The following is a 5795-nucleotide window of genomic DNA, read 5'->3' as shown; positions in this document are numbered from 1 at the left end:
GTCGACTGATACACCGCTTTCGCGAGCAAGCCCGCTCCCACAGGGGTTTTGCGTGTGTGGCGGGAATCAGGCTTTGGCGGCCGTGGCCACGACTTCCACGCGCATGCCTTCCACCGCCAGGGCGGCAACGCCAACGGCGGCGCGCACTGGCCATGGCTTGGCGAAGTAGCGCTTGTAGACTTCGTTGAACGCGGCGCGGTCGGTCATGTCGGTCAGGTAGATGGTCAGATGCATGACCCGGTCCATGGAGCTGCCGGCGCCTTCCAGTGCAATCTTCAGCGCTTGCAGGGTGCATTCGCTCTGCACGGTGATGTCGCCCAGTTCCAGGGTGCCGTCGAAGCGGGTCGGGATCTGCGTGGTCATCAGGATGCCGTTGAACTCGGCAACATCGGAGGAAATGGAATCCTGGTCGGGATCGGGATAGAAGACGACGTCTTGATTGGCCATGGGGCTCTCTTGTTCGAGGAGGTAAAAGGGACGTCCGTCAGTCTATCAGACGTCCCCACTGCCGCTGCTAGACCCTTGGCTGATGACTGGTCACGCAGTGAATACCCCCGCCACCGGCGGCGATGGCATCGATGTTGAGCTGCACCACTTCGCGATCCGGATAAAGCCTTGAGAGCAGGTCAAACGCCTTGCGATCGGCCTCCTTGTCACCGAATTCCGGCGCGATGATCGCCCCGTTGATCACGAAATAATTGATGTAACCGGCGGCAAAGTCGTCATTGCCCTGGCTGAACTTGCTCTTGCGCGGCTTGAGCGGTGGCGACACGGTATGCACCTGCAACTTGCGACCATCGGCGTCCGTGGCGTTTTTGAGGATCTCCAGATGGGCCTTGGTGACCTTGTTGTCGTAGGACCGCGGATCGGTGTCGAGGTTGGCGATCACCACCCCCGGCTTGACGAAGCGTGCATAGAAATCGACATGGGCGTCGGTGATGTCCTTGCCCTTGATCCCCGGCAGCCAGATGATCTTGCGCAGGCCCAGGCGGAATTTCAGCTCTTCCTCGACCTCAGCCTTGGTCCAGTCCTGATTGCGGTTGGCGTTGATCCAGCTGCTTTCGGTCATGATCCCGGTGCCGTGACCGTCCACTTCGATGCCGCCGCCCTCGCCCACCAGCTCGCTGCGCAGGTAATTGGCCTGCTCGTTGGTGGCGATCAGCGCCGCCAGCCGGGCATCCTTGCTGTGCCACTGCTTGTTGCCCCAGCCGTTGAAATTGAAATCCACGGCGCCCAGCCCGCCCTTGCCATCGACCACGAAATTGGCGCCGATGTCGCGCATCCAGATGTCATCCAGCTCGGTGATGACGTAGGTGACATTGGCGCTGCCGCAATGTTCCTCGGCCAGGTCCCGCTCGCTCTTGCGGCAGAACACGGTCAGCGGCTCATAGTCGGCAATAGCCCGCGCGATGCGCCCGAGCGCCGCTTGCACGTCCGGGGTGAAGTCTTCCCATATCGCATCCTGAGCGCCAAAGGCGATGAAGGCCTGCTCATGTTTGTCGCCCTCATCGGGCATGTACCAACGCTCTGCGCTGGCCGCCAGCACGGCGGTGGGTGACAAGCCGAGCCCGGTGAAAGCGGCTCCCATACCGGCAAGCACCAATACCTGTTTGATGAAATCTCGACGCGTCGACATGTAGATGTTCCTGAAAATCGGCCGGCAGATCATGCCGGCCCTTAATTACTGGCTTGGGTTTACTGGCTTGTGGCCGTTTTGAACTTGGTCCAGGTGCGCATGCGGGCACGCATGTCGGCCTGGGGAATATCTTTGCCCGGGATCAACCGCGCGTAGGTGGCTTCATCAATATAGATGTCCGGGTTGTCGCGCATGCTTGCATCCACACCGGGACGCGCCTTGGCGTTGGAAGTCGGGTAGCCGGTGAAGTTGCTGATGGCGGCCATGTTCTGCGGGCGCATGATGAAGTTGATTAACGCATAGGCGTATTCCGGGTGTTTGGCGTCCACGGGAATGGCCATGGTGTCCATCCACACCGTCGTGCCTTCCTTGGGAATGCGGTACTGGAAGGTGGTCTTCTTGCCGGCCGAATCCGCGGTGCGCTGCGCCTGGGTCATGTCGCCGCTGTAGCCCAGGGACAGGCACAGGTTGCCGTTCACCAGGTCGGTGACCGGTTGCGACTGGAACTTGCGAACGTACGGCCGCAGTTTCTGCAGCAAGGCGCTGGCTGCCTTGAGGTCTTCGGGCTTGGCGCTGCGCGGTTCGCGGCCCAGGTAGTTGAGTACCACCGCCAACACTTCGTCGGGCGAGTCGATCACCGAGATGCCGCAATCGGCGAATTTCGCCGCCAGCTCAGGCTTGAACAGCATGTCCAGGCTGTTGACCGGCGCGTCGGGCATGCGCTGTTTGATCTGTTCGTCGTTATAGGTCACGCCAATGGTGCCCCAGGTGTAAGGCACGGTGGCCCCGGCGGAATGCTCGTACTGTCCGCGCAGTTTCTGCAGACCGGGTTCGATGTCCGAAAGCTCCGTGAGCTTGGAGCGGTCCAGCGGCATAAGGCTGCCGGCGCGCATCAGCCGTTCGGCCACGGTGTCGCCCGGGAAGATCAGGTCGTAACCGCTGCCACCGGCGAGCATCTTGGCCTCCAGGGTTTCGCTGCCGTCCATGACGTCGTAGATCACCTTGATCCCGGTTTCAGCGGTGAAACGGCTCAGGGTGTCCTCGGCGAAATAATCAGCCCAGTTGTACAGCCGCAGGGTCTTTTCTTCGGCATGCAGCGCCGGCACCGCAGCGCTGATGGCCAGTGCGAGGGCGGCGGGCAACAGTCGATTGAAGGTACGCATGTCAGACCCCCTGGGCATTCCAGCGTGAGTGAATGTGGCGACCGTCCTGGCTCAACAGCGCCCCGTACATTTCCGGGCGACGATCGCGGTAGATGCCCCAGCTCAGACGCTCTTCGCGCATGGCCGCAAGGTCGAGGCTGTGCACCAGCACGCCGGTGCTGTCGCGGTCGGCCTCGGCGAGCAGCTTGCCCTTGTGGTTACTGATGAAGGACGAGCCGTAGAAGCTCATCTGCAAGGTCGGATCCGTGGTCGCCGCTTCCCGGCCGACGCGGTTGGAAGCCACGACAGGCAGGATGTTGGCGGCCGCATGACCGCGCATGGTCATCTGCCAGTGATCCCGCGAATCCAGCGTCGCGCAGCCGGGCTCGGAGCCGATGGCCGTCGGGAACAGCAGCACTTCGGCGCCCATCAAGGCCAGGCAACGGGCGGTTTCGGGAAACCACTGATCCCAGCAGATGCCGACGCCGATGCGCCCGAACGCGGTGTCCCAGACGCGGAAACCGGTATCGCCAGGGCTGAAGTATTCCTTCTCCTGATAGCCGATGGCGTTGGGGATATGGGTCTTGCGATACACCCCCAGCAGTCGCCCGTCGGCATCGGCTACGCACAGCGAATTGAAGTAAGCGTTGCCGGCCTTTTCGAACCAGCTCAACGGCAACACCACGCCCAGCTCCCGGGCCAGCGCGGCGAAGCGCTTGAGCACCGGGCTGTCGCCGAAGGTCTCGGCCAGGGCCAGGTGCTGGTGGCTTTGCTCGATGCAGAAATACGGCGTGGCGAACAGCTCCTGCAACAGGATCACCTGGGCGCCCTTGGCGGCGGCCTCGCGGACCAGTTGCTCGGCTTGATCGAGGTTGTTTTTCAAGTCCCAGGTGCAGGGCATCTGCGTGGTGGCGACGGTCAGAATCGTCATGGCATCAACCCTCCACCGGCCAGGCCGGTTGCTGCTGAGTGATGCAATGCACCCCGCCGCCGCCATGGGCCAGATGATTGATGCGCACCGGCACCACTTCGCGCCCGGGGAAGGCCTGGGCCAGGGTTTGCGCGGCGACGTTATCGGCGGCGATGCCGTAGGCCGGCATGATGATCGCGTCGTTAGCGATGTAAAAGTTGGTGTACGAGGCGCAGAACACTTCGGCTTCGGTGTCCACCGCTTCGCTGGCTTCAAACAGCTCGATCATTTCAAACTTGCGTCCGCGAGCATCGGTGACCAGCTCCAGGGCGCGACGGTTTTCCCGGGCGACTTCGGCGTACACCGAGCTCTGGTCGCGGGTGGCGTCCACCAGCAATACGCCAGGGCGAGCGAAGGCGCAGACGCCATCGACGTGGCCGTCGGTCATGTCGCCGGTGACATAGTCCGGATCGCCCGGCAGCCAGATGGTTTTCTTCACGCCCAGAAGACGACTGAAGATCTCTTCCATCTCGGCCTTGGTCACGCCCGGGTTGCGGTTGGGGTTGAGCAGCACCGATTCGGTAGTGATCAGCGTGCCTTCGCCGTCGACATGAATGGCGCCGCCTTCGTTGCTCAGCGGCGTGCCGAAGCACGGCAGGCCCAGGTGATTGAGCGCACGACGCGCCAGGCCTTCGTCCAGGTCATGGGCCGACTTGCCGCCCCAGGCGTTGAAGCGCCAGCTGACCCCGGCCAGGCCTTGTTGCGGGTGGCAGACGAAGCTTGGACCGGAGTCGCGGCACCAGCTGTCGTTCACCGCCAACTCAATCAGCTCGATGTTCGGACCGCACAGGGCCTTGGCGCTGGCGACGGCGGACGGATCGACGACCATTTTCACCGGTTCGAAACGGGCAATGGCGTTGGCCACACCGGCGAAATCCTGCTGAACCTGCGCCAGGGTCACGCGCCAGCCTGACTCCCAGAGTTCCTTGTTGTGCGGCCAGACCATCCAGGTGGCGGCATGGCGAACCCACTCCGCCGGCATCATCCAACCGCTATTTCCCATCTCGTTCTGCTGCATGATAAAAAGCCCTTTAGTTAAGCCATTGTGTTCAATGAAAACTGCCTTGGCGGTCTTGGCATGCATGCTACGGCGCGTAAAACGGGCAAACAAACGATGGATTTTGCAGAAAAGTGATTAGAGGAACTTATCAATATGCTCAAGCACTGGCCGCCACTCAGCACCCTGCGCGGCTTTGAAGCCGCCGCCCGCCTGGGCAGTTTTCACAAGGCCGCCGAGGAGCTGCACCTGACCCAGTCGGCCATCAGCCAGCAGATCCGCAGTCTCGAGGCGTATCTGGAGCAGCCGCTGTTTTTCCGCAGCGGACGCAGTGTCAGCCTGACCGACGCCGGCCATGACCTGCTGAGCACTACCCAGGCGATGCTGCAGCAATTGGCGGTGGGTATTCGCAGGCTCGGGCAATATCAGAAACCCAATCAACTGGTGCTCAACACGACCCCGGCGTTTGCCCGTCACTGGCTGCTGCCGCGTCTTGGGGATTTCCGCAGTCGGCATCCGCAGGTCGATCTGTGGATTTTCAGCACCGATGAAGTGCCGGACATGGCGACGCAGACCATCGATATTGCCGTGCGCGACGACATCAGCTCCCAGGCGGAGTGCAGCTTCAAGGTGTTGTATGCCGATCGGCTTTATCCTGCGTGCCATCCGGGGTTGTTGGCGCAACCCCGGGAGCAGCGCACGACCTTGCATGGCGAGCGGGAGATGGATTGGAGTCATTGGGCGGTGGAATCGGGGATTGATGTCGGGCAGCAGGATCAGGGGTTGAACTTCTCTGATCCGGGGTTGCTGCTGGATGCGGCTTGCGCGGGGCTTGGGATTGCGTTGGTTAGTGAGTTGTTGAGTCGGCAGGCTCGCGCGAACGGGCAGTTGCAACCACTGGTGGAACAAACCATCCGCGGCCCCAATTGGGCACTTCTGACGCATCGGGATAGTGAGAGTAATGCGCGGGGGTTTAGTGAGTGGTTGGTTGAGAGTTTGGAGGGTTATTAGATCGTGTACATATCCGTTTTTTTGGTAACGGCTACTTAA

General features: G+C 61.7%; 6 protein-coding genes. 1 reads left to right on the top strand and 5 read right to left on the bottom strand.

Annotated features, from left to right (window positions below):
* Nucleotides 1–66 precede the first annotated feature (66 nt).
* The 5 genes from K9857_RS29370 to K9857_RS29350 form a co-directional block, all read right to left on the bottom strand.
* On the bottom strand, nucleotides 67–447 hold the full coding sequence (locus tag K9857_RS29370) for a RidA family protein (RefSeq protein WP_224541927.1): 381 nt from the start codon (nucleotides 445–447) through the stop codon (nucleotides 67–69).
* Between the two features lie 67 nt (nucleotides 448–514).
* A complete protein-coding gene (locus tag K9857_RS29365) occupies nucleotides 515–1636 on the bottom strand; it encodes an agmatine/peptidylarginine deiminase (protein WP_224541925.1) in 1122 nt (373 codons plus the stop codon).
* Between the two features lie 59 nt (nucleotides 1637–1695).
* On the bottom strand, nucleotides 1696–2799 hold the full coding sequence (locus K9857_RS29360) for an extracellular solute-binding protein (protein ID WP_224541923.1): 1104 nt from the start codon (nucleotides 2797–2799) through the stop codon (nucleotides 1696–1698).
* A 1-nt stretch (nucleotide 2800) separates the two neighbouring features.
* Entirely contained in the window at nucleotides 2801–3709 is a 909-nt protein-coding gene (aguB, locus tag K9857_RS29355) for an N-carbamoylputrescine amidase (RefSeq protein ID WP_224541920.1), read from the bottom strand.
* 4 nt (nucleotides 3710–3713) lie between these two features.
* The gene (locus K9857_RS29350) at nucleotides 3714–4766 is read right to left on the bottom strand and encodes an agmatine/peptidylarginine deiminase (protein WP_224541919.1); all 1053 of its coding nucleotides are present in this window, start codon (nucleotides 4764–4766) and stop codon (nucleotides 3714–3716) included.
* A gap of 135 nt (nucleotides 4767–4901) precedes the next feature.
* Here K9857_RS29350 and K9857_RS29345 point away from each other — a divergent pair, with 135 nt between their 5' ends.
* Nucleotides 4902–5756 carry a LysR substrate-binding domain-containing protein gene (locus K9857_RS29345; protein ID WP_224541916.1) on the top strand — a complete coding sequence of 285 codons (855 nt, stop codon included), beginning with the start codon at nucleotides 4902–4904 and terminating at the stop codon, nucleotides 5754–5756.
* Nucleotides 5757–5795 lie beyond the last annotated feature (39 nt).

It is taken from the genome of Pseudomonas sp. REP124 (assembly GCF_020164475.1).
In the GTDB taxonomy this organism is placed as follows: domain Bacteria; phylum Pseudomonadota; class Gammaproteobacteria; order Pseudomonadales; family Pseudomonadaceae; genus Aquipseudomonas.
The sequence above is the reverse complement of the archived record's forward strand: the minus strand, read 5'-3'. Positions and strand labels throughout refer to the sequence as shown.

What these genes read in the sequence shown, in the direction of transcription:
- K9857_RS29365 (WP_224541925.1), bottom strand. Translation starts at nt 1,636, where the DNA reads ATGTCGACGCGTCGAGATTTCATCAAACAGGTATTGGTGCTTGCCGGT.
- K9857_RS29360 (WP_224541923.1), bottom strand. Translation starts at nt 2,799, where the DNA reads ATGCGTACCTTCAATCGACTGTTGCCCGCCGCCCTCGCACTGGCCATC.
- K9857_RS29370 (WP_224541927.1), bottom strand. Translation starts at nt 447, where the DNA reads ATGGCCAATCAAGACGTCGTCTTCTATCCCGATCCCGACCAGGATTCC.
- aguB (WP_224541920.1), bottom strand. Translation starts at nt 3,709, where the DNA reads ATGACGATTCTGACCGTCGCCACCACGCAGATGCCCTGCACCTGGGAC.
- K9857_RS29350 (WP_224541919.1), bottom strand. Translation starts at nt 4,766, where the DNA reads ATGCAGCAGAACGAGATGGGAAATAGCGGTTGGATGATGCCGGCGGAG.
- K9857_RS29345 (WP_224541916.1), top strand. Translation starts at nt 4,902, where the DNA reads ATGCTCAAGCACTGGCCGCCACTCAGCACCCTGCGCGGCTTTGAAGCC.